A 22,597-nucleotide genomic window follows, 5' to 3' on the forward strand; every position below is an offset into this window, starting at 1 on the left:
TCGAGTCTACAGGGTGGACCCGCTCAGAGGCTGGCCGTCGCGCTCGCCTCGGGGCGCGCGTCGACGAGGTGATGCTCGCGCACGGCCCACAGTCGCGGGTCGGTGTCGAGGAGCACGCGCAGCGCCCCGACCCACACGAGTGCTGCGAAGACGACATGCGCGACGACGAGCAGCTCGGGGAGGCCGAGGAGCGACTGCACGACGCCGAGCCCCATCTGGGCGAGCAGCACGAGCAGGAAGACGCCGACGCGGCCGAGGGCGAGGCGACCGCCGTCCTCGCTGCGCAGCCGGAAGGCGAGTGCGGCCGCGAGGGCGAGCACGATGACGGCGAGGAAGCCGTGCAGGATCGTGACCGAGGTCCAGTCGAAGCCCATGCGCGGCACGTCGCTCGAGTCGCCCGCGTGGGGCCCGGAGCCCGTCACGAGGGTGCCCGCGAGCACGAGCCCTGCCGTGGCCGCCACGAGCGCCCAGGCGATGCCGCGCGAGAGGGGGCCGGGCCGCGGTCCGTCTCCCCCGGTCCAGCGGGCGCGATGCCACGTGAACGTCGCGCATGCCAGAAGGCTCATCGCGAGAACGAAGTGCGTCGCGACCATCCACGGGTTGAGCTCGAACCACACCGTGAAACCGCCCGCCACCGCGTTCGCGACGACGAGCCAGAACATCGACCACGCGAGACGTGTGAGCGTGCGGTCGCGCGGCTTCTGCAGGCGTGCCGCGATGATCGCCCATCCGACGGCGACGATGAGCAGGCCCGTCACGAGACGGTTGCCGAACTCGATGGCGCCGTGGATGCCGAGCTCCGGCGTCGCGATGAGCGAGTCCTCGGTGCATGTGGGCCACGTCGGGCATCCGAGGCCCGAGCCGGTCACGCGCACGGTCGCACCGCCGAGCACGATGAGCACTGCAGTCACGAGGGCCGTCGTGGTGCCCCAGCGGAGAGCGCGCGCGCCGAGCGTCCAGCGGGATGCCGCCCAGCCGAGCGGGGTACGCCAGGTCACGGCAGCAGGGCGGGGAACGGGATGAACACGAGCGGGTCGACGCCGACCGCGATGAAGACGAGCGTGAGGTACGTGATGCTCGCGTGGAACACGCGCATGGGCTTGACCTCGCCCGGCCGGATCGCCGCGGCATAGAGGCGGTGCGACTCGATGAGGAACCACGCGCCCGACAGGGCGGCGAGCACGGTGTAGAGCACGCCCATCGGCGCGAGGGGGATGAGCAGGAGCGAGCACGCGACGGTCGCCCACGCATAGAGCACGACCTGGAGCCCTACGGCGGTGCGCCCGCGCACGACGGCGAGCATCGGCACCTCGGCGGCCGCGTAGTCGTCCTTGTAGCGCATGGAGAGCGGCCAGTAGTGCGGCGGCGTCCAGAGGAAGACGATGCCGAACAGGATGACGGGGGCCCAGTCGAGCGAGCCCGTCACGGCGGCCCAGCCGATGAGCACGGGCATGCAGCCGGCGATGCCGCCCCAGACGATGTTCTGCGGCGTGCGGCGCTTCAGGATGAGCGTGTAGATGAGCACGTAGAACGCGATCGCGACGGCCGAGAGCACCGCGGCTAGCCACGTCGTGAAGATCCACAGCACGGCGATCGAGACGACGCCGGTGACCCACGAGAACACGAGCGCCTCGCGCGGCGAGAGCTCCCCCGTCACGAGCGGCCGCTTCTGCGTGCGCTTCATGAGGCGGTCGATGTCGCGGTCGATGTAGCAGTTGAACGCGTTCGCGCTGCCCGCGGAAAGCGATCCGCCGATGAGCGTCGCGACGAGCAGCCCGAGGAATTCGAGGTCGAGGTGGCCCTGCGCGGCGAGCACCATGACGGGCGCCGTCGTGACGAGCAGCAGCTCGATCACGCGCGGCTTCGTGAGCGCGACGTAGGCGAGGGCTTTGCGACGGAAGCCGATGCGGCCGAGCGACGGGACGGCGTCCGGGGTGTCGGGCGATGCCGGCGCGGGCGCGCTCTGGGCGGACTGCTGCATGGCTCCTCGGATCGGATCGGCTGCCCCTCAGTCTACGGGAGCGCGAGTGGCCCCCGGGCACCCGCACCGGGCCCTTCGACCCTTGACGTCGTCATCCGACGGCGGAATGGGCTTCTCGCTATGCTGGCCTTGCTCGCCGACCGCGTGCGCCTCCCCCACCTCCGACCCCCGGACGATGTGCGGCGCGTGCGGTGCGCCGTCGAAGTCCGATTCGGTGAGCGGACACCACCCCGGGGCGCGTGAAAGCTGCCCCGCCTGCGAAAGGTCGACATTCAGTGGCAGCACTCTCCTGGGACGAGCTCGACAAGAAGGCGGTCGACACGGCGCGCATCCTCGCCGCGGACGCCGTGGAGAAGGTCGGCAACGGCCACCCGGGAACGGCGATGAGCCTCGCGCCCGCCGCCTACCTCCTCTTCCAGAAGGTCATGCGTCATGACCCGTCCGACACGCACTGGGTCGGGCGTGACCGCTTCATCCTCTCCGCGGGCCACAGCTCGCTGACCCAGTACGTCCAGCTCTACCTGGGCGGCTTCGGACTCGAGCTCGACGACCTCAAGTCGCTCCGCACCTGGGGCTCGAAGACCCCCGGTCACCCCGAGTACGGCCACACGGACGGCGTCGAGATCACGACGGGCCCGCTCGGCCAGGGCATCTCCTCCGCCGTGGGCTTCGCCTACGCGCAGCGCTTCGAGCGCGGTCTCTTCGACCCCGAGGCGGCCGACGGCGCGAGCCCGTTCGACCACTTCACCTACGTCATCGCGGGCGACGGCGACCTGCAGGAGGGCGTGAGCGCCGAGGCATCCTCGCTCGCCGGCCACCAGCAGCTCGGCAACCTCATCGCGATCTACGACTCGAACCAGATCTCGATCGAGGACGACACCAACATCGCCTTCACCGAGGATGTGGCCAAGCGCTACGAGGCGTACGGCTGGCAGGTGCAGACCGTCGACTGGAAGAAGACGGGCGAGTACGTCGAGGACGTGCAGGCCCTCTACGACGCGATCCTCGCGGCGCAGGGCGAGCGCGACAAGCCGAGCCTCATCATCCTCAAGACGATCATCGGATGGCCGAGCCCCAAGAAGCAGAACACCGGCAAGATCCACGGATCGGCGCTCGGCGCCGAGGAGCTCGCCGCGGTCAAGCAGGTGCTCGGCTTCGACCCGGCCGAGACGTTCGTCGTCGCGGACGAGGTCATCACGCACACGCGCGCGCTCGTCGAGCGCGGCCAGGAGGCGCACGCCGAGTGGCAGAAGGCCTTCGACGCCTGGGCTGCCGCGAACCCCGAGAAGAAGGCGCTCTTCGACCGCATCGAGTCCGGCGCGCTGCCCGAGGGCATCGAGGACGCGCTCCCCGTGTTTGAGGCGGGCAAGGACCTCTCGACGCGCGCTGCGAGCGGCAAGGTGCTGGGCGCGCTAGGCGCCGTCATCCCGGAGCTGTGGGGCGGATCCGCCGACCTCGCCGAGTCGAACCTCACGACGATCGAGGGCGCCAAGTCGTTCGTGCCGCCGCAGTGGTCGACGCACGAGTGGTCGGGCGACCAGTACGGCCGCGTGCTGCACTTCGGCATCCGCGAGCACGCCATGGGCGCGATCCTCAACGGCATCGTGCTGCACGGCAACACGCGCGCCTTCGGCGGCACGTTCCTCATCTTCAGCGACTACATGCGCCCGGCGGTGCGTCTCGCGGCCCTCATGAAGGTGCCGTCGATCTTCGTCTGGACGCATGACTCCGTCGCGCTGGGCGAGGACGGCCCCACGCACCAGCCGATCGAGCAGCTCACGGCCCTCCGCGCCATCCCGGGCCTCGACATCGTCCGCCCCGCGGACGCCAACGAGGTCGCATGGGCGTGGAAGACGATCCTCGAGCGCCGCAACGGTCCGGCGGGCATCGCGCTCAGCCGGCAGAACCTCCCCGTGTTCGCGCGCGGCGAGGGCGCGGCCGAGGGCGACACCCTCGCCTCGGCGCAGAACGTCTCGCGTGGCGCGTACGTGCTCGCCGAGGCTCCCGGCGGCACGCCCGACGTCATCCTGCTCGCGACGGGCTCCGAGGTGCAGTTCGCCCTCGAGGCGCGTGAGCAGCTGAAGGCCGAGGGTGTCAACGCGCGAGTCGTGTCGGTGCCGAGCCAGGAGTGGTTCGCCGAGCAGGACGCCGCGTATCGCGAGTCGGTGCTGCCGTCGTCGGTCACCGCGCGCGTGTCGGTCGAGGCCGGCCTCTCGCTCACGTGGGCGCCGTTCCTCGGCGCGCACGGCCGCGCCGTGTCGATCGAGCACTTCGGCGCGTCGGCCGACTACAAGACCCTCTACCGCGAGTTCGGCATCACGACGGAGCACGTCGTCGCGGCCGCCAAGGACTCCCTCGCCGCGGCGAGCAACTGACCCGAACCCCCTCCACGGAAGAAGATCCACATCATGTCCGAGAACACCAAGACCGCCGAGCTGTCCGCACTCGGTGTGAGCATCTGGCTCGACGACCTGTCGCGCGAGCGCATCGCCTCGGGAGGGCTCGAGAAGCTCATCGCCGAGCGCGACGTCGTCGGCGTCACCACCAACCCGACGATCTTCGCCGCGGCCCTCGCCAAGGGCCAGGCCTACGACGAGCAGGTCGCGGGCCTCGCGAAGTCGGGCGCGAGCGTCACCGACGCCGTCTTCGAGATCACGACGGATGACGTGGCCACTGCGTCCGACATCTTCCGCCCGGTGTACGACGCCACGAACGGCGTCGACGGCCGCGTCTCGATCGAGGTCGAGCCGGGCCTCGCGCACGACGCCACCGGCACGATCGCGCAGGCCGAGCAGCTGTGGGCCAAGGTCGACCGCCCGAACGCGATGATCAAGATCCCCGCGACCATCGAGGGCCTCGAGGCGATCACCGAGACGATCGCGAAGGGCATCAGCGTCAACGTGACCCTCATCTTCAGTCTCGAGCGCCACCGGGCCGTCATCGAGGCTTACCTCGCGGGTCTGGAGAAGGCCCAGGCCGCCGGCCACGACCTCTCGACGATCCACTCGGTCGCCTCGTTCTTCGTGTCGCGCGTCGACACCGAGATCGACAAGCGCCTCGAGGCGATCGGAACGGATGAGGCGGTCGCCCTCAAGAGCAAGGCGGGCGTCGCGAACGCCCAGCTCGCCTACCAGCTCTTCGAGGAGGAGTTCGCGACCGACCGCGCGAAGGCGCTCCTCGCCGCCGGTGCGAACCTGCAGCGGCCGCTGTGGGCGTCGACGGGCGTCAAGGACCCGGCCCTCCCCGACACGCTCTACGTCACCGAGCTCGCGGTGTCGGGCGTCGTCAACACGATGCCCGAGAAGACCCTCGAGGCGACCTTCGATCACGCTCCCCTGCACGGCGATGCCGTGACGGGCTCCTACGCCGCGGCCCGCAAGGTGCTCGACGACCTCGCGGCCGTCGGCGTCGACTACGACGACGTCACCGAGACCCTCGAGCGCGAGGGCGTGGAGAAGTTCATCGTGTCGTGGAACGAGCTGCTCGACACGGTCACGGCGGCGCTGGAGGCAGCGAAGTGACCGTCACGGTCGCCGTGACGGGTGCGGCGGCCGAGGCCGTCGCACGGCACGTCCCCCAGCTCGTGGCGGACGGCGTGGCCGGTCGCATCACGACGCAGGACGAGACCCTGTGGGGTGCCGCGGCCGAAGACGAGGCGTCGAAGCGCCTCGGCTGGACGGAGGCCGTCGCGGTCTCAGAGGGCCTCGTCGACGACATCCTGGCCCTGCGCGACGAGCTGCGAGGGAAGGGCGTGAACCACATTGTGCTCGGCGGCATGGGCGGCTCCTCGCTCGCGCCCGAGGTCATCGCGAACACCTACGGTGTCGCCCTCACGGTGCTCGACTCGACCGACCCCGCCCAGGTGCGCGCGGCCCTCGAGGACCGCCTCGCCTCGACGGCCGTCGTCATCTCGTCGAAGTCGGGCTCGACCGTCGAGACCGACAGCCAGAAGCGCGTCTACGAGAAGGCCTTCCGCGACGCGGGGATCGACCCGACCGAGCGCATCGTCGTCGTGACCGACCCGGGCTCGCCGCTCGACCAGTCGGCGCGCGCCGACGGCTACCGCGTCTTCAACGCCGACCCCACCGTGGGCGGACGCTACTCGGCCCTCACGGCCTTCGGCCTCGTGCCGACAGGCCTCGCGGGCGTCGACATCGCCGAGCTGCTCGACGAGGCCCAGGCCGTGACGCTCGAGCTCGCCCTCGACGACGAGCGCAACCCGGGCCTCGTGCTCGGCGCCGCGATCGCAGGCACCTCGCCGCTGCGCGACAAGCTCGGGATCGTCTCGGACGGCACCCACATCGTCGGCTTCGGCGACTGGGTCGAGCAGCTCATCGCCGAGTCGACCGGCAAGGACGGCACCGGTGTGCTCCCCGTCGTGCTCGACGTCGACTCCTACGAGGTCACGGCGGGTCTCCCCGACGTCCAGATCGTGCGGCTCGTCGCCAACGAGCGAGAGACGCGCGAGGTCCGCGCGGGCGAGATCGAGGTGTCGGGCTCGCTCGGCGGCCAGCTCCTCGTGTGGGAGTACGCGACCGCGGTCGCGGGGCGCCTCCTGGGCATCAACCCGTTCGACCAGCCCGACGTCGAGTCGGCGAAGATCGCCGCGCGCGGTCTCCTCGACGCACGCCCGGAGCCCGTCCCCGCGCTCTTCACGAGCGAGGGCGTCGAGGTGCGCACGGCCGGCGGACTCGAGGTCGCCGACGAGACCCTCGACGGCGCCATCGACGCGCTCCTCGCGGCTCTCCCCGAGAACGGCTACGTCTCGGTGCAGGCCTACCTCGACCGCCCCGCCTTCCCGGGCCTCCCCGCCATCCGCGAGGCGCTCGCGCGCCGCTCGGGTAGGCCGGTGACCTTCGGATGGGGCCCTCGGTTCCTGCATTCGACCGGCCAGTTCCACAAGGGCGGGCCCGCGATCGGCGTGTTCCTGCAGATCGTCGGCGCCGGTGGCGAGGACCTCGAGATCCCCGAGCGTCCGTTCACCTTCGGCCAGCTCATCCAGGCGCAGGCCGCGGGCGACGCGAGCGTGCTCGCCGACCACGGCCGCCCTGTGCTGACGCTCACGCTCCCGGACGTCGTCGACGGTGTCGCGACGCTCCGCGAGCGGATCGGCTGAGCGATGCCGGCGGAGATCTCGCGGAATCACAACCCGCTCCGGATCCCGACGGATCGGCGGCTCAACCGCATCGCGGGCCCGTCGAGCCTCATCATCTTCGGTGTGACGGGCGACCTGTCGCGCAAGAAGCTGATGCCGGCGGTCTACGACCTCGCCAACCGCGGACTGCTCCCGCCGGGCTTCGGCCTCGTCGGCTTCGCGCGCCGCGACTGGGCCGACCAGGACTTCGAGAAGGTCGTGCACGACGCGGTCAAGCAGTACGCGCGTACGCCCTTCGACGAGGACGTGTGGCGCCAGCTCAAGCAGGGCATCCGGTTCGTGCAGGGCGAGTTCGACGACGACAGCGCGTTCGACCGGCTCAAGCAGACGCTCTCCGACCTCGACGAGACGCGCGGCACGAACGGCAACCACGCCTTCTACCTGTCGATCCCGCCCAAGTCGTTCCCCGTCGTCACCGAGCAGCTGCGTCGCTCGGGCCTCGCCGAGCAGGTGCCCGGTCAATGGCGTCGCGTCGTCATCGAGAAGCCGTTCGGGCACGACCTGCAGTCGGCCCGTGAGCTCAACGACGTCGTCGAGTCGGTGTTCCCCGCCGACAGCGTGTTCCGCATCGACCACTACCTCGGCAAGGAGACCGTCCAGAACATCCTGGCGCTCCGCTTCGCCAACCAGCTCTACGAGCCGATCTGGAACGCCAACTACGTCGACCACGTGCAGATCACGATGGCCGAGGACATCGGCGTCGGCGGCCGCGCGGGCTACTACGACGGCATCGGCGCGGCGCGCGACGTCATCCAGAACCACCTCCTGCAGTTGCTCGCGCTCACGGCCATGGAAGAGCCGGTGTCGTTCGACGCCGCCGACCTCCGTGCCGAGAAGGAGAAGGTGCTCTCGGCCGTGCACCTGCCGAAGGACCTCGGCACCGCGACGGCCCGCGGCCAGTACGCGGGCGGATGGCAGGGCGGCGAAAAGGTGCTCGGGTTCCTCGACGAGGACGGCATGAACCCCCAGTCGGTCACCGAGACCTACGCGGCGCTCAAGCTCGAGATCAACACGCGCCGCTGGGCGGGGGTGCCGTTCTACCTGCGCGCCGGCAAGCGCCTTGGACGCCGCGTCACCGAGATCGCGGTCGTGTTCAAGCGCGCACCGCAGTACCTGTTCGCCGAGTCGCAGACCTCGGCGCTGGGCTCCAACGCGCTCGTCATCCGTGTCCAGCCCGACGAGGGCGTCACCATCCGCTTCGGCTCCAAGGTGCCGGGTGCGGGGATGCAGGTGCGCGACGTCACGATGGACTTCGGGTACGGCCACGCCTTCACGGAGGCGAGCCCCGAGGCCTACGAGCGGCTCATCCTCGACGTGCTGCTCGGCGACCCGCCGCTCTTCCCGCGCCACGAGGAGGTCGAGCTCAGCTGGAAGATCCTCGACCCCGTGGAGCAGTACTGGGAGTCGCTCGGCGGCCCCCTCGAGCAGTACAAGCCCGGCACGTGGGGTCCCGCGTCCGCCGACGAGCTGCTCGCGCGCGACGGCCGCACCTGGCGTCGTCCATGATGCGGAAGGCCTCGGACCTCCGCATCGAGATGCGGCACATCAGGAGAGAACCATGATCGTCGACCTTCCCGACACCACCACGAGCGCCATCTCCAAGGCCCTCGTGAAGATCCGCGAGGAGGGCGGCGCGGTCGCCCTCGGCCGCGTGCTGACCCTCGTCATCGCGACGACCCTCGGCGACGAGGAGGAGGCCATCGAGGCCGCCAACGACGCCTCGCGCGAGCACCCGATGCGCGTCATCGTGCTCTCCCGCCGCGCCGAGCCCGCCGACGACGAGGAGGCCCGCATCGACGGGCAGATCCGCGTGGGCGGCGACGCGGGCGCGAGCGAGGTCGTCGTGCTGCGCGCCTACGGCGCCGCCGCATCCGACGAGGAGGGGCTCGTCATGAGCCTCCTGCTGCCGGATGCGCCCGTGGTCGTGTGGTGGCCGCGGCAGGCGCCCGAGGTGCCGAGCGCATCCGCTCTCGGTCGCATCGCACAGCGCCGTATCACGGATGCCGCGGAGCACCCGCGCCCCGTCGAGGCTCTCGCGACGCTCGGCCGGACCTACCGCCCCGGCGACACCGACTTCGCCTGGACGCGGCTCACCCTGTGGCGCGCCCAGCTCGCGGCGGTGCTCGACCAGCCGCCGTACGAGCCCGTCGAGCGGATCGCCGTGAGCGGCTCGTCCGACTCCCCGTCGACCGAGCTCCTCGCCGCCTGGCTGCGCCTGCAGCTCGACGCACCCGTCGACCTCGAGACGACGGATGTGCGCGGCTCGACCGGCATCCACGGCGTGACGCTCACGCGCGCGTCGGGCGACGTCCGACTCGAGCGCGAGCAGCCCGGCATCGCGACGCTCGCGCAGCCGAACCAGCCGTCCCACGACATCTCGCTCCCCCGCCGCAGCCTGCGCGACTGCCTCGCCGAGGAATTGCGTAGGCTCGACCCCGACGACCTCTTCGGCGAGGTCGTGCAGAAGGGGCTCGCGCTCATCGAGGCGCCCGCCACGGGAGCCGGGTCCGGAGGGAAGTGACCGTGAGCGAACGACGTGTGCGCGTCTACGACGGCAAGGCGAGTCTGGCGACTGCGGTCGCGGCCCGCTTCGTGAAGCGGATGCGCGAGATCCTCGACGAGAAGCCCGAGGCGCACGTCGTGCTCACGGGTGGCACGATGGGCGAGGCCGTCCTCGCGGCCGTCGCCGGCGCGAAGGGCTCCGACAAGGTCGACTGGTCGCGCGTCACCTTCTGGTGGGGCGATGAGCGCTACCTCCCGAAGGGCGACCCGGAGCGCAACGAGACGCAGTCGCGCCGCGCTCTCCTCGACGCCCTCGACCTCCGCCCCGAGCAGATCAAGGCCTTCCCCGCACTCGGCGAGCACGCCACGATCGAGGAGGCAGCCGAGGCGTACGCTGCAGAGCTCGCGGCCGCGGCGCCGGACGGCGCCGACCACCCGGTCTTCGACCTCACGTTCCTCGGCGTCGGACCCGACGGGCACGTCGCATCCCTCTTCCCCGACCACGAGGCCGTGCGCGACCGCGCGAACGTCGTGCTGCCGGAGACGAACTCACCGAAGCCCCCGCCCGAGCGCCTCACGCTCACGCTGCCCGTCATCAACTCCTCGGAGCGCGTGTGGCTCGTTATGGCAGGCTCCGACAAGGCGGGCGCTCTGGGCCTCGCACTCGCCGATGCGAACCCCGCCGACGTTCCCGTCGCGGGCGTGCGCGGCAGACTCCGCACGGTGTTCTTCGTCGACGTGGACGCCGCGGCCGAGGTGCCCGAGAACCTGCTTACGCGCGAGCGCTTCTGGACCGCGGCGCACGAGGTCCCGCAGGCCTGAGCGCCGCGCCCGCGCAGCGTCGAAGCCCGCGGGAGCGATCGCTCAGACGGGCTGACCGGGATGCGTCAGGAGGCGGGAGCGGCGGTACCGCGACGCTCGCGCAGCTGACGGAGCGCGTCCTCGAGGATCTGCTCCGCCTCCTGCTCCGTGCGGCGCTCCTTCACATACGCGAGGTGCGTCTTGTAGGGCTCCGTCTTCTGGAGCGCGGGAGGGTTGTCCTTGTCGCGACCCGCCGGCAGACCCGTCGAGGGGCTGTCGATGATGTCGGGGATCTCCTCCTCGGGGAGGTTCGCCGCGAAGTAGCGGACCGTCTCGTTGCCGAGCGCGTCCCAGTACGAGACCGCGACGCGGTCGGCGTGATAGCCGCGATCCTGCTCGCCCATGGGGCCGGATCCGACGCGGGAACCGCGGATGGCGCTGCCGCCCGATGCCATAGCTCTCTCCTCGGGTGTGGTGGTCGCGGCGCGGCTTAGACGCCGACGCCGAACTTGGTGAGAAGGCCCAGCACGACGATGGAGAAGAACCACGTGATGCCGAGCGCGACCGTGATGCGGTTGAGGTTGCGCTCCGCGACGCCGGAGGCGCCCAGGTTGCTCGTCACACCGCCGCCGAACATGTCGGACAGGCCGCCACCGCGTCCCTTGTGCAGCAGGATCAGCAGCGTCAGCAGGAGGCTGGTGATGCCGAGCAGGATCTGGAAGGCGACCTGCACGATCGACCAGAGAACGTCCATGACGAGTGTCTTCCTGACTTTCGGGCTTGCGGGTCGGCCGAAGGGCCGAGGTTCAGTATAAGCGAGGGGCCGGTTCAGAGCGTGCCGACGTGGCTCTTGAAGCGCACGATGCTCGCGAACTCCTCGAGCTGGAGGCTCGCGCCGCCCACGAGGGCGCCGTCGACATCCGGCTCCTTGAGGAAGCCCGCGATGTTCGCGGCCTTCACCGAGCCGCCGTACAGGATGCGCGTGGCCGCGGCGGCCTCGTCGCCCTGCACCTCGGCGAGCACGGTACGCAGAGCCTCGCACACCTGCTGCGCCTGGGCGCTCGTGGCCGCCTGGCCGGAGCCGATCGCCCAGACGGGCTCGTAGGCGACGACGATCTCCTTGCCCGCGACGGCGCCTTCGAGCGCGGCGCGCAGCTGCGCGACGGGTACGGCGCTCGGGCCGTGCTGCTCGAGGTCCTCGGCGGTCTCCCCCACGCAGATGACGGGCACGATGCCGTGACGGTGGGCCGCGGCGACCTTCGCCGCCACGATCTCGTCGGACTCGGCGTGGTACTGGCGACGCTCCGAGTGCCCGATGATGACGTACGCGGCGTCGAGCGAGGCGAGGAAGGCGCCCGAGACCTCACCCGTGTAGGCGCCCGAGTCGTGCTGCGACAGGTCCTGCGCGCCAAACTTGAGCTCGAGCTTGTCGCCCTCGATGAGCGTCTGCACGGAGCGCAGGTCGGTGAACGGCGGGAAGACGGCGACCTCGACGTCGGAGAAGTCGTGGTTCTTGTCCTTGAGCGTCCACGCGAGCTTCTGCACGAAGGCGATCGCCTGCAGGTGGTCGAGGTTCATCTTCCAGTTGCCGGCGATGAACGGTGTGCGGGTGGCGTTCGCCATCAGTTCTCCCATCCGAGGACCTCGAGGCCCGGAAGCTTCTTGCCCTCGAGGAACTCGAGGCTGGCCCCGCCGCCCGTCGAGACGTGCCCGAACTGGTCGTCGGCGAAGCCGAGCTGGCGGATCGCGGCGGCGGAGTCGCCGCCGCCCACGACGCCGAGACCCTCCACGTGGGTGAGCGCCTCGGCGACGGCGCGCGTGCCCGCGGCGAAGGCCGGGAACTCGAAGACGCCCATGGGGCCGTTCCAGAACACGGTCTTCGAGCTGCGCACGCGCTCCGCGAAGGCCGTCGCCGTGTCGGGCCCGATGTCGAGCCCGATGCCGGACGCGCCGAAGGCGGTGTCCTCGATGCCGTCGGCGGGGGCCACGACATGCTCGGCGTCGGCCGAGAAGCCGGAGGCGACCACGACATCCGTCGGCAGCACGAGCTCGACGCCGCGCTCGGCCGCCTCGGAGAGGTAGCCGCGGACGGTGTCGAGCTGGTCCTCCTCGAGAAGGCTCGAGGCCACCTTGTGGCCCTGGGCCGCGAGGAAGGTGAAGAGCATGCCGCCGCCGATGAGCAGCGCGTCGACGCGGGGCAGCAGGTGCCCGATGACGCCGAGCTTGTCGGAGACCTTGGAGCCGCCCAACACGACCGTGTACGGCCGCTCGGGGGTCTCGGTGAGCTTGTCGAGCACCTCGAGCTCCGCGGCGATCAGCAGGCCCGCCGCGCTCGGGAGCGCCTTCACGAGCTCGTAGACGCTCGCCTGCTTGCGGTGCACGACGCCGAACCCGTCGGACACCACGACGTCGCCGAGGGCCGCGAGCTCCGCAGCGAAGGCCTCGCGCTCGGCGGCGTCCTTCGACGCCTCACCCGCGTTGAAGCGCAGGTTCTCGAGCAGCACGACGCCGGGGGTCGGGGTCGCCGCGATGACGCCGGCGGCCGACTCCCCCACCGTCTCCGGCGAGAACGCGACATCGACGCCGAGCAGCTCGCCCAGGCGCACCGCGACGGGTGCGAGCGAGTACTTCGGGTCGGGTGCGCCCTCCGGACGACCGAGGTGGCTCATCACGACGACCTTCGCGCCCTTCTCGAGGAGAAGGCGGATGGTCGGGACGGATGCGCGCACGCGCCCGTCGTCGGTGATGACACCGTCCTTGAGGGGAACGTTGAGGTCGCAGCGCAGGAGCACGACCTTGCCGGACAGCCCTCCCAGGCTGTCGATCGTCCGGAGGGCCATCGCTTAGAGGCGCTCGGCGACGTACGCGGTGAGGTCGACGAGGCGGTTCGAGTAGCCCCACTCGTTGTCGTACCAAGACGACAGCTTGACCTGGTCGCCGATGACGCGCAGGAGGCCCGCGTCGAAGATCGACGAGTGCGGGTCGGTGACGATGTCGCTCGAGACGATCTCGTCCTCGGTGTACTTCAGGATGCCCTTGAGGTACCCCTCGGCAGCCTCCTTGTAGACCGCCTTGATCTCGTCGACGGTGGCCGACTTCGTCGCGGTGACGGTGAGGTCGGTGATGGAGCCGGTCGGCACCGGGACGCGCAGGGCGAAGCCGTCGAGCTTGCCGACGAGCTCCGGGAGCACGAGGCCGATGGCCTTCGCGGCGCCCGTCGAGGTCGGGACGATGTTGACTGCGGCGGCGCGCGCACGACGGAGGTCGCTGTGCGGGCCGTCCTGCAGGTTCTGGTCGGCCGTGTAGGCGTGGACCGTCGTCATGAGGCCGCGCTCGATGCCGAAGTTGTCGTTGAAGACCTTGGCGAGCGGCGCGAGGCAGTTCGTGGTGCACGACGCGTTCGAGATGATGTGGTGCTTCTCGGGGTCGTAGGTGTCCTCGTTCACGCCCATGACGAACGTGGCGTCCTCGCCGGTGGCGGGGGCGGAGATGAGCACCTTCTTGGCGCCGCCGCCGTCGATGTGCTTGCGCGCGTCGGCGGCCTTCGTGAAGCGGCCGGTCGACTCGATGACGATGTCGACGCCGTAGTCCGACCACGGGAGCAGGGCGGGGTCGCGCTCCTCGAAGACGCGGATGGCCTTGCCGTCGACGACGATGTTCTCGTCGTCGTACTCGACCTCGGCGCCGAGACGACCCGTGATCGAGTCGTACTTGAGCAGGTGCGCGAGCGTCTTGTTGTCCGTGAGGTCGTTCACGGCGACGATCTCGAGGTCGCTGCCCTGAGCGAGTGCGGCGCGGAAGTAGTTGCGACCGATCCGGCCGAAGCCGTTGATGCCGATCTTGACGGACACGTGTTCTCCTTGATTGCGCTGGGGGCGCGGTGTGTCTAGTGGTGGGGTGATTGTGGGGGGATGCGGCCGGAGCGCGGGCTCCGGCCGCCTCGCCTGCTACGACAGTAGCAGCAGCCCCGCGCCGCCCGAGCGGGCCGCCTCGAAGCGGGCACCCGCATCCGCCCAGTTGGCGATGTTCCAGAACGCCTTCACGTAGTCGGCCTTGACGTTGACGTAGTCGAGGTAGAACGCGTGCTCCCACATGTCGAGCTGCAGGATGGGCGTGATGCCGAGCGGGGTGTTGTTCTGCTGGTCGTAGAGCTGGTGCACGAGCAGACGCGAGCCCACCGGGTCCCACGCGAGCACGGCCCAGCCGGAGCCCTGGAGGCTGTTCGCGGCGGCGCTGAAGTGGCCGACGAACTTGTCGAACGAGCCGAAGAACTCGTCGATCGCAGCCGCGAGCTCGCCCACGGGCTTGTCGCCGCCGTCCGGCGAGAGATTGTTCCAGAAGATCGAGTGGTTGACGTGGCCGCCGAGGTGGAAGGCGAGGTCCTTCTCGAGCTTCGGCACGTTCGTGAAGTCGCCCGACTCGCGCGCCTCCTCGAGCTTCTCGAGGGCGGTGTTCGCGCCCGCGACGTAGGCCGCGTGGTGCTTGTCGTGGTGCAGCTCCATGATGCGGGCGCTGATGCTCGGCTCGAGCGCCGCGTAGTCGTAGGGCAGATCCGGGAGGCTGTAGACGGCCATGGTTCTCCTTCTTCCTTCTTGAGGTCCAGCGGCCCAGGGCTCTAGTCGTCGAGCTCGGGAGGCAGGTTGGCGTCGGTGCCGGGCACCCCGAGGTCGACGGCGCGCTTGTCGGCCATCGCGAGGAGTCGGCGGATGCGGCCGGCGACCGCATCCTTCGTCATGGGCGGGTCGGCGAAGTGGCCGAGCTCGTCGAGACTCGCGTCGCGGTGGCCGAGGCGCAGCTCGCCCGCGTACCGCAGGTGGTCGGGCACCTCGTCGCCGAGGATCTCGAGAGCGCGCTCGACGCGTGCGCATGCCGCGACGGCCGCCTGGGCGGAGCGGCGGAGGTTCGCGTCGTCGAAGTTCACGAGGCGGTTGGCGGTGGCGCGCACCTCGCGGCGCTGGCGCATCTCCTCCCATGCAGCGACGGTCGCGGCGGCGCCCATGAGGCGCAGCATCGCGGCGATCGCCTCGCCCTCGCGCACGACGACGCGGTGCACGCCGCGCACCTCACGCGCCTTTGCCGGGATGCGAAGGCGGCCGGCCGCGCCGACGAGCGCCATGGCGGCCTCGTTGCCGGGGCACACGACCTCCAGCGCCGCCGAACGGCCGGGGTCGGTGAGGCTGCCGCGGGCCAGGAAGGCGCCGCGCCAGATCGCCGCGAGATCCTCGCGGTTGCCCGTCGTGAGGCGGTTCGGGAGGCCGCGGATGGGGCGGCGGCGGGCGTCGAGCAGTCCCGTCTGACGCGCGAGGGTCTCGCCGCCCTCGACGACACGCACGACGTAGGTCGCGCCCTTGCCGGCGCCTGAGCTGATGACCTTGCCCTCGGAGCGGACGCCGTAGAGCTCGGCGAGGTCGCGGCGCACGCGCTGCGCGACCTTCTGCGAGTCGAGCTCCGACTCGACGGCGATGCGTCCCGAGATGATGTGCAGGCCCCCCGAGAAGCGCAGGAGCGCCGCGAGCTCGGCCGCCCGCACGCTCGTCTTGCTCACCTCGACGGCGACGAGCTCGTCCTTCACGTCCGCCGTCAATGCCACCCGCTCATCCTCGTCTCTCGTCGTCGTCTCGATGCCATGTCACTCACGCTGTCACTCGCGTCCCAGGTCGCGATGCCGCACGGTGACGGAGACCCCGGGAATCGCGCGGAGGCGGCGCGCCACCTCCTCGGTGGCCGCCACGGAGCGGTGCTTTCCGCCCGTGCATCCCATGGCGATCGTAGCGTGGCGCTTGTTCTCCCGCCTGTACCCGTCGGCCACCGCGGTGAGCGCGGCGACGAAGTGCTCGATGAACTCGGGCGCGTCGGGCTGGCTCAGCACGTAGTCGCGCACGGGCTCGTCGAGGCCCGTCTGCGGCGCGAGCTCGGGAACCCAGTAGGGGTTCGGCAGGAAGCGCATGTCGGCCACCATGTCGGCGTCGGGCGGAAGTCCGTACTTGAAGCCGAAGCTCATGACCGTGAGCTTGAGCGAGGGCGCGGACTCCTCGCGGAAGAGCTCCGCGACCCGGTTCGCGAGCTGGTGGATGTTGAAGTCGGTCGTGTCGATGACGAGGTCGCTCTGCTCGCGCAGGCCCGCCATGCGGGAGCGCTCGGCGAGGATGCCGTCGAGCAGCGTGCCGTCCCCCTGCAGCGGATGCGGACGCCGCACCTGCTCGAAGCGGCGGACGAGCGCCGAATCCGTCGCGTCGAGGAACACGAGGCGGGCGTCGCTCGACTCGCGCAGCTCGGCGATGGTCTGCTGCGCATCCGCGAAGAGCCGGCCGCCGCGTACGTCGATGACCGCGGCGATCTTGGGGATCGCCTCCCCCGTGTGCGCGCCGAGGTCGACGAGCGGGCGCAGCATCTGCGGCGGGAGGTTGTCGACGACGTACCAGCCGAGGTCTTCGAGGGCGTTGGCGACGGTCGAGCGGCCCGCGCCGGACATGCCCGTGACGATGAGCATCTCGCGTTCGTTCGCGTCGCTCATGCCTCGTCTTCCTGCTCCTCGGGCTGGTCGGCGGCATCCGCCTGACCTGCACCCAGCCTAGTCGCGATGGACTGGGCGAGCTGCGGCCCGATACCCCGCACCTCGGCGATCTCGTCGAGGCTCGCGGCCCGCAGACGGCGGACCGAGCCGAAGTGCCGCAGGAGCTCCTTCGAGCGGGCCGGGCCGAGGCCGGGGATCTCCGAGAGCACGGTGCCGATGTCGGCGCGCCGCTTCTGACGCTGGAAGGTGATCGCGAAGCGGTGGGCCTCGTCGCGGATGCGCTGGAGCAGGAAGAGCGCCTCACTGCCGCGCGGCAGGATGACGGGGAACTCGTCGTCGGGCAGCCACACCTCTTCGAGGCGCTTCGCGAGCCCCACGAGGGGGATGTCGTCGATGCCGAGCTCCTCGAGCACCGCGGCCGCCGCCTGAACCTGCGGCTGTCCGCCGTCGACGATGATGAGCCCGGGGCGGTAGGCGAAGCGCCGCTTCTGGCGCACGCCCTCCTCCGCGGGCGGGGCGTCGTCCTCGTCGAGGCGCGAGAGGCGGCGCCGCAGCACCTGCGCCATCGACTCGGTGTCGTCGACGGTGTCGTGCACGGCGAACTTGCGATAATCGCTCTTCTTCGGCAGCCCGTCCTCGAAGACGACCATCGATGCGACGACGTTCGTGCCGCCGAGGTGCGACACGTCGTAGCACTCCATCCGCAGCGGTGCCTCGGCGAGGCCGAGCGCCTCCTGCAGCTCCGTGAGGGCCTGCGTACGCGCCACGTAGTCGGCCGTGCGACGTGTCTTGTAGAGCGCGAGGGCCTGCTTCGCGTTGAGGGTCGCCGTCTGCAGCACGGCGGCCTTGTCTCCGCGCTGAGCCGTCTTGAGCGTCACGGCGCCGCGCTCACGACGGCCGGCGAGCCAGAGCTCGAGCGCCCCGGCATCGTCCGGGATCACGGGCACGACGATCTCGCGCGGAGGCACGTCGGTCTCGTACGCCGTCTCGAGCACCGACTCGACGAGGTCGCCCGAGCTGATGTCGAGCTCCTTGTCGACGACCCAGCTGCGCACTCCGCGGATGCGCCCGCCGCGCACCGTGAACTGCTGCACGGCGGCTGCGAGCTCGTCCTCCTCGATGCCGAACACGTCGAGGTCGGTGCCGTCGGGCAGCACGACCGCGCTCTTCTCGAGCACGTTCTCGAGCGCCTGGATGCGGTCGCGGATGCGCGCCGCGCGCTCGTACTCGAAGGCGTCGGCGGCATCCTTCATCTCGCGCTGCAGGATGCCGATGACGCGTCGGTCATGGCTCGCCATGAACGCGACGAACTGGTCGACGATCTCGCGGTGCTCCTCGATCGTGACCTTCTGCGAGCATGGCCCGCCGCAGCGTCCGATCTGGCCGGGGAAGCAGGGGCGTCCGGTCTGCATCGCGCGCTTGTAGCTCGAGTCGGAGCACGTGCGGATCGGGAACGCCTTGATCATCAGGTCGATGGTCTCGCGCACGGCCCACACCTTCGGGTACGGCCCGAAGTAACGCGCGCCCGGGATGCGGTGGTTGCGCGTGACCATGACGCGCGGTGCCTCGTCGCCGAGCGTCACGGCCATGTAGGGGTAGCTCTTGTCGTCGCGGAACTTGACGTTGTACGGCGGCGCGAACTCCTTGATCCAGGTGTACTCGAGCTGAAGGGCCTCGAAGTCGCTCGAGACGACCGTCCACTCGACCTTGGATGCCGAGAGCACCATATGACGCGTGCGCTCATGCAGGCTGCGGAGCGGCTGGAAGTAGTTCGACAGCCGCTGCCGCAGGTTGACGGCCTTGCCGACGTAGAGGATGCGTCCGGAGGAATCCGAGAAGCGGTAGACGCCCGGGGCGGTCGGGATCTCCCCCGCCTTCGGACGCCAGGGCAGCACGTCCGCGCGGGGCGCCGCCGCCACCTCAGCCGGCCTTCCGGCGGCCCTGACCCGCGGCCTCCGCGTCGAGGAGCTCGGCGAGGAACACGCCCGTGTGGCTCTTCGGGTTTCGGGCGACCTGCTCGGGCGTGCCGGTCGCGACGATCGTGCCGCCTCCCGAGCCGCCCTCCGGTCCGAGGTCGACGATCCAGTCGGCGCTCTTGATGACGTCGAGGTTGTGCTCGATCACGATGACCGAGTTGCCCTTGTCGACGAGGCCGTTCAGCACCTCGAGGAGCTTGCGCACGTCTTCGAAGTGCAGACCCGTCGTCGGCTCGTCGAGCACGTAGATGCTGCGACCGTTCGAGCGCTTCTGCAGCTCGGTTGCGAGCTTCACGCGCTGCGCCTCGCCGCCCGAGAGGGTCGTGGCGCTCTGGCCGAGGCGCACGTAGCCGAGACCGACGTCGACGAGCGTCTTGAGGTAGCGGTGGATCGCCGTGATGGGCTCGAAGAACTCGGCCGCCTCGGAGATCGGCATGTCGAGCACCTCGGCGATGTTCTTGCCCTTGTAGTGCACCTGCAGGGTGTCGCGGTTGTAGCGCGCCCCGTGGCACACCTCGCACACGACGTAGACGTCGGGCAGGAAGTTCATCTCGATCTTGATCGTGCCGTCGCCCGCGCAGTTCTCGCAGCGCCCGCCCTTGACGTTGAAGCTGAAACGACCCGGCTGGTAGCCGCGCGCCTTCGCCTCGACCGTCTCGGAGAAGAGGGTGCGGATGCGGTCGAAGACGCCCGTGTAGGTCGCGGGGTTCGAGCGCGGGGTTCGCCCGATGGGCGCCTGGTCGACGTGCACGACCTTGTCGAGGTGTTCGAGGCCCGTGACGCGCTTGTGGCGGCCGGGGACCTGGCGGGCCCCGTTGAGCTGGTTGGCGAGCACCTTGTAGAGGATGTCGTTGACGAGGCTCGACTTGCCCGAGCCGGAGACACCCGTAACCGAGACGAACACGCCGAGCGGGAAGTCGACCGTGACGTTCTTGAGGTTGTTGGCCTGCGCGCCCTCGACCGTGAGCTTGCGGTTCTTGTCGATCGCGCGGCGCTTCGCCGGCATCGCGATCGCGCGGCGACCCGCGAGGTAGTCGCCCGTGACCGATCCGTGGTTGCCGAGCAGTGCCTCGTACGAACCCGAGTGCACGACCTGGCCGCCGTGCTCCCCCGCACCCGGCCCGATGTCGACGACCCAGTCGGCCGTGCGGATCGTGTCCTCGTCGTGCTCGACGACGATGAGCGTGTTCCCGAGGTTCTTGAGCTTGACGAGGGTGTCGATGAGGCGTCGGTTGTCGCGCTGGTGCAGGCCGATCGACGGCTCGTCGAGCACGTACAGCACACCCGTGAGGCCCGATCCGATCTGCGTCGCGAGCCGGATGCGCTGGGCCTCGCCGCCCGAGAGCGAGCCCGCGGCGCGCGCCATGGTCAGGTAGCCGAGGCCGACCTCGAGCAGGAACTCGAGGCGAAGACGGATCTCGCGCAGCACCTGGGCGGCGATGCGCGCCTCCCGCTCGGTCAGCTCGAGGCGCTCCATGAAGGCGTACGCGTCGCTGAGACTCAGCTCTGCGACATCCGAGATGCTCGTGTCGGCCACGAGCACCGCGAGCACCTCGGGCTTGAGCCGCTTGCCCTCGCAGACGGGGCAGGGCACCTCGCGCAGGTACTCGCCGTAGCGCTGCTGCGACCAGTCGGACTCCGCCTCCTGGTACTTGCGTTCGATGTAGGGCATGACGCCCTCGAAGCCCGTCGAGTACTTCATGGTGCGGCCGAAGCGGTTGCGCCACTGCACGACGACCTCGAAGTCGTTGCCGTGCAGGATGGCGGACTTGACCTCGTCGGGCAGGTCTTGCCAGGGGGTGTCGAGCGAGAAGTCGAGGTCGCGCGCGAGCCCCTGCAGGAGCCGCTGGAAGTAGCTGTAGAGGCCCTTGCCACCCTGGTTCCACGGCAGGATGACGCCCTCGTTGAGCGAGAGCTCCGGGTCGCCGATGACGAGACTCGTGTCGACGGCCATCTTCGTGCCGAGGCCCGAGCATTCGGGGCACGCGCCGAAGGGCGCGTTGAACGAGAAGGTGCGCGGCTCGATCTCGGTGAGCTGGATGGCGTGGCCGTTGGGGCACGAGAGCTTCTCGCTGAAGCTGCGACGGCGGGTCTTCGAGCCCTCCGGCTCGTCGACGAAGTCGATCTCGAGCACGCCGCCCGCGAGGCCCAGCGCGGTCTCGACCGAGTCGGTCACGCGCGTCAGCAGGTCGTCGGCCGCGACGAGGCGGTCGACGACGACCGCGATGTCGTGCTTGTACTGCTTCTTGAGCTTCGGGGGCTCGGAGAGCTGGATGACTTCGCCGTCGACGACGGCGCGCGAGTAGCCGGATGCAGACAGCTCCTTGAAGAGGTCGACGAACTCGCCCTTCTTCTGCGAGATGACGGGCGCGATGACCTGGTAGCGCGTGCCCGTGGGCAGCTCCATAAGCTGGTCGGCGATCTGCTGCACGGTCTGGCGCTGGATGCGCTCCCCGCAGACCGGACAGTGCGGCTCGCCGATGCGCGCCCACAGGAGGCGCATGTAGTCGTAGATCTCGGTGATCGTGCCGACCGTCGAGCGGGGGTTGCGGTTGGTCGACTTCTGGTCGATCGAGACGGCGGGGCTCAGACCCTCGATGAAGTCGACGTCGGGACGATCTACCTGGCCGAGAAACTGGCGTGCGTACGCCGAGAGCGACTCGACGTAGCGGCGCTGGCCCTCGGCGAAGATCGTGTCGAACGCGAGGCTCGACTTGCCGGAGCCCGAGAGGCCCGTGAACACGACGAGGGAGTCGCGCGGGATCTCGAGATCGACATCCTTGAGATTGTGGACGCGGGCACCCCGGACACTGAGCTTCTGGGCGCTTTCGACAGGGGTGATCGACATTGCATCGATTCTACCGGGGGCCTCTGACATCCCGCCGGGAGCGGCCGCGACGGCCCGGGCTTGACCCTGCCCCATGGGGCAGGCTCTACAGTCGCCCCAGGAGGTCGACATGAGGATCGGAGAGCTCGCGGATCGCGCGGGGGTGTCGCTCAAGGCGCTGCGCTACTACGAGGGCCTGGGGCTGCTCGAGGCGGAGCGGCTGCCGAACGGCTACCGGGATTACGACGAGACGGATGTGCGGCTCGTCGAGGAGATCCGTCAGCTCACGGCCCTCGGCATCCGCGTCGAGGACACGCGGCCCTTCGTCGAGTGCCTCGTCGCGGGACACGACAACGGCGACGACTGCCTCGCATCCGTCGAGGCGTACCGGGATGCGATCGCGACCCTCGACGCGCAGGCGCGCGAGCTCGCCGTGCGCCGCGTACGACTCGCCGAACTGCTCGCGCGCGCCGAGGAGCGGGCCGGATGCGGATGCGAGGTGGGCGCGTGAGCCTGCGGAACGTCGGCGAGGCCGACTTCGACGAGGTCGTGCTGGCCTCCCCGCGGCCCGTGGTCGTCGACTTCTGGGCCGAGTGGTGCCCGCCGTGCCGCGCCATGAACCCCGTGCTCGAGGCGATCGCCGCCGACCACGCCGACCGCATCGACATCGTGAAGGTCGACGTCGACGCGAACCCCGAGCTCGCCGTGCGCTACAACGCGCTCGCGCTCCCCGTCATGCTCGTGTTCGAGGGCGGTGAGCAGGTGCGGCGCGTGCTCGGCGCGAAGCCGCGTCACGCCCTCGAGGCCGATCTGGCGGCCTACCTGGCGTGAGCCGGGCGGG

20 protein-coding genes are annotated in these 22,597 nt (G+C 70.2%); 8 read left to right on the forward strand and 12 right to left on the reverse strand.

Features of this window, described 5'->3' with window-relative positions; translation table 11 throughout:
• Positions 1–23 precede the first annotated feature (23 nt).
• Together H4J02_RS07145 and H4J02_RS07150 are read right to left on the reverse strand one after the other, a co-directional pair.
• Positions 24–998, reverse strand: a complete 975-nt coding sequence (locus H4J02_RS07145; RefSeq protein WP_187673962.1) for a heme A synthase — start codon at positions 996–998, stop codon at positions 24–26.
• A complete protein-coding gene (locus tag H4J02_RS07150; RefSeq protein WP_187673963.1) occupies positions 995–1,981 on the reverse strand; it encodes a heme o synthase in 987 nt (328 codons plus the stop codon). The genes H4J02_RS07145 and H4J02_RS07150 overlap by 4 nt, the downstream gene beginning before the upstream one ends.
• A 275-nt stretch (positions 1,982–2,256) precedes the next feature.
• Here H4J02_RS07150 and tkt point away from each other — a divergent pair, with 275 nt between their 5' ends.
• The 6 genes from tkt to pgl are packed head-to-tail and all read left to right on the forward strand — an operon-like array spanning position 2,257 to position 10,460.
• Positions 2,257–4,356, forward strand: coding sequence for a transketolase (gene tkt / locus H4J02_RS07155; protein WP_187673964.1), 2,100 nt, complete (start codon positions 2,257–2,259; stop codon positions 4,354–4,356).
• Between the two features lie 33 nt (positions 4,357–4,389).
• Positions 4,390–5,502: a transaldolase gene (gene tal / locus H4J02_RS07160; RefSeq protein ID WP_187673965.1), complete on the forward strand. Its 1,113-nt coding sequence runs from the start codon at positions 4,390–4,392 to the stop codon at positions 5,500–5,502.
• Positions 5,499–7,097 (forward strand): glucose-6-phosphate isomerase, encoded by a 1,599-nt coding sequence (locus tag H4J02_RS07165; RefSeq protein ID WP_187673966.1) that lies wholly within the window; start codon positions 5,499–5,501, stop codon positions 7,095–7,097. The genes tal and H4J02_RS07165 overlap by 4 nt, the downstream gene beginning before the upstream one ends.
• A 3-nt stretch (positions 7,098–7,100) precedes the next feature.
• Positions 7,101–8,642 (forward strand): glucose-6-phosphate dehydrogenase, encoded by a 1,542-nt coding sequence (gene zwf / locus H4J02_RS07170; protein WP_187673967.1) that lies wholly within the window; start codon positions 7,101–7,103, stop codon positions 8,640–8,642.
• Between the two features lie 52 nt (positions 8,643–8,694).
• Positions 8,695–9,657 carry a glucose-6-phosphate dehydrogenase assembly protein OpcA gene (locus H4J02_RS07175; RefSeq protein ID WP_187673968.1) on the forward strand — a complete coding sequence of 321 codons (963 nt, stop codon included), beginning with the start codon at positions 8,695–8,697 and terminating at the stop codon, positions 9,655–9,657.
• Between the two features lie 2 nt (positions 9,658–9,659).
• Entirely contained in the window at positions 9,660–10,460 is an 801-nt protein-coding gene (gene pgl / locus H4J02_RS07180; RefSeq protein WP_262405969.1) for a 6-phosphogluconolactonase, read from the forward strand.
• A gap of 65 nt (positions 10,461–10,525) precedes the next feature.
• Here pgl and H4J02_RS07185 read toward each other — a convergent pair whose 3' ends face one another.
• From H4J02_RS07185 to uvrA, 10 genes are all read right to left on the reverse strand, one after another.
• Positions 10,526–10,894, reverse strand: a complete 369-nt coding sequence (locus H4J02_RS07185; protein WP_187673970.1) for an RNA polymerase-binding protein RbpA — start codon at positions 10,892–10,894, stop codon at positions 10,526–10,528.
• Between the two features lie 35 nt (positions 10,895–10,929).
• A complete protein-coding gene (secG, locus tag H4J02_RS07190; RefSeq protein WP_187673971.1) occupies positions 10,930–11,193 on the reverse strand; it encodes a preprotein translocase subunit SecG in 264 nt (87 codons plus the stop codon).
• A gap of 74 nt (positions 11,194–11,267) precedes the next feature.
• Positions 11,268–12,062 (reverse strand): triose-phosphate isomerase, encoded by a 795-nt coding sequence (gene tpiA, locus H4J02_RS07195; RefSeq protein WP_187673972.1) that lies wholly within the window; start codon positions 12,060–12,062, stop codon positions 11,268–11,270.
• Positions 12,062–13,279 (reverse strand): phosphoglycerate kinase, encoded by a 1,218-nt coding sequence (locus H4J02_RS07200; protein ID WP_187673973.1) that lies wholly within the window; start codon positions 13,277–13,279, stop codon positions 12,062–12,064. Before H4J02_RS07200 ends, tpiA begins: the two co-directional genes overlap by 1 nt.
• Before the next feature lie 3 nt (positions 13,280–13,282).
• Complete coding sequence (gap, locus tag H4J02_RS07205; RefSeq protein ID WP_187673974.1) at positions 13,283–14,290, reverse strand: type I glyceraldehyde-3-phosphate dehydrogenase; 1,008 nt, start codon at positions 14,288–14,290, stop codon at positions 13,283–13,285.
• A gap of 96 nt (positions 14,291–14,386) precedes the next feature.
• Positions 14,387–15,013, reverse strand: coding sequence for a superoxide dismutase (locus H4J02_RS07210; protein ID WP_187673975.1), 627 nt, complete (start codon positions 15,011–15,013; stop codon positions 14,387–14,389).
• A 41-nt stretch (positions 15,014–15,054) separates the two neighbouring features.
• Positions 15,055–16,029 (reverse strand): DNA-binding protein WhiA, encoded by a 975-nt coding sequence (whiA, locus tag H4J02_RS07215; RefSeq protein ID WP_187673976.1) that lies wholly within the window; start codon positions 16,027–16,029, stop codon positions 15,055–15,057.
• Between the two features lie 51 nt (positions 16,030–16,080).
• Positions 16,081–16,953 carry an RNase adapter RapZ gene (gene rapZ, locus H4J02_RS07220; RefSeq protein ID WP_187673977.1) on the reverse strand — a complete coding sequence of 291 codons (873 nt, stop codon included), beginning with the start codon at positions 16,951–16,953 and terminating at the stop codon, positions 16,081–16,083.
• Positions 16,950–18,872, reverse strand: a complete 1,923-nt coding sequence (gene uvrC, locus H4J02_RS07225; RefSeq protein ID WP_187673978.1) for an excinuclease ABC subunit UvrC — start codon at positions 18,870–18,872, stop codon at positions 16,950–16,952. The genes rapZ and uvrC overlap by 4 nt, the downstream gene beginning before the upstream one ends.
• A gap of 1 nt (position 18,873) precedes the next feature.
• On the reverse strand, positions 18,874–21,777 hold the full coding sequence (gene uvrA, locus H4J02_RS07230) for an excinuclease ABC subunit UvrA (protein WP_187673979.1): 2,904 nt from the start codon (positions 21,775–21,777) through the stop codon (positions 18,874–18,876).
• Between the two features lie 109 nt (positions 21,778–21,886).
• Between uvrA and H4J02_RS07235 the strand changes: the two genes are divergently transcribed.
• Complete coding sequence (locus H4J02_RS07235; RefSeq protein ID WP_187673980.1) at positions 21,887–22,267, forward strand: MerR family transcriptional regulator; 381 nt, start codon at positions 21,887–21,889, stop codon at positions 22,265–22,267.
• Positions 22,264–22,587, forward strand: a complete 324-nt coding sequence (gene trxA, locus H4J02_RS07240; RefSeq protein ID WP_262405972.1) for a thioredoxin — start codon at positions 22,264–22,266, stop codon at positions 22,585–22,587. The genes H4J02_RS07235 and trxA overlap by 4 nt, the downstream gene beginning before the upstream one ends.
• The last annotated feature ends 10 nt before the right edge of the window (positions 22,588–22,597 follow it).

It is taken from the genome of Protaetiibacter sp. SSC-01 (assembly GCF_014483895.1).
Lineage (GTDB): Bacteria > Actinomycetota > Actinomycetes > Actinomycetales > Microbacteriaceae > Homoserinibacter.

Bases quoted from the DNA above. Each gene is read 5' to 3' on its own strand.
- H4J02_RS07150 (WP_187673963.1), bottom strand. From the start codon at position 1,981: ATGCAGCAGTCCGCCCAGAGCGCGCCCGCGCCGGCATCGCCCGACACC.
- tal (WP_187673965.1), top strand. From the start codon at position 4,390: ATGTCCGAGAACACCAAGACCGCCGAGCTGTCCGCACTCGGTGTGAGC.
- zwf (WP_187673967.1), top strand. From the start codon at position 7,101: ATGCCGGCGGAGATCTCGCGGAATCACAACCCGCTCCGGATCCCGACG.
- H4J02_RS07175 (WP_187673968.1), top strand. From the start codon at position 8,695: ATGATCGTCGACCTTCCCGACACCACCACGAGCGCCATCTCCAAGGCC.
- H4J02_RS07185 (WP_187673970.1), bottom strand. From the start codon at position 10,894: ATGGCATCGGGCGGCAGCGCCATCCGCGGTTCCCGCGTCGGATCCGGC.
- secG (WP_187673971.1), bottom strand. From the start codon at position 11,193: ATGGACGTTCTCTGGTCGATCGTGCAGGTCGCCTTCCAGATCCTGCTC.
- tpiA (WP_187673972.1), bottom strand. From the start codon at position 12,062: ATGGCGAACGCCACCCGCACACCGTTCATCGCCGGCAACTGGAAGATG.
- H4J02_RS07200 (WP_187673973.1), bottom strand. From the start codon at position 13,279: ATGGCCCTCCGGACGATCGACAGCCTGGGAGGGCTGTCCGGCAAGGTC.
- H4J02_RS07210 (WP_187673975.1), bottom strand. From the start codon at position 15,013: ATGGCCGTCTACAGCCTCCCGGATCTGCCCTACGACTACGCGGCGCTC.
- rapZ (WP_187673977.1), bottom strand. From the start codon at position 16,953: ATGAGCGACGCGAACGAACGCGAGATGCTCATCGTCACGGGCATGTCC.
- uvrA (WP_187673979.1), bottom strand. From the start codon at position 21,777: ATGTCGATCACCCCTGTCGAAAGCGCCCAGAAGCTCAGTGTCCGGGGT.
- H4J02_RS07235 (WP_187673980.1), top strand. From the start codon at position 21,887: ATGAGGATCGGAGAGCTCGCGGATCGCGCGGGGGTGTCGCTCAAGGCG.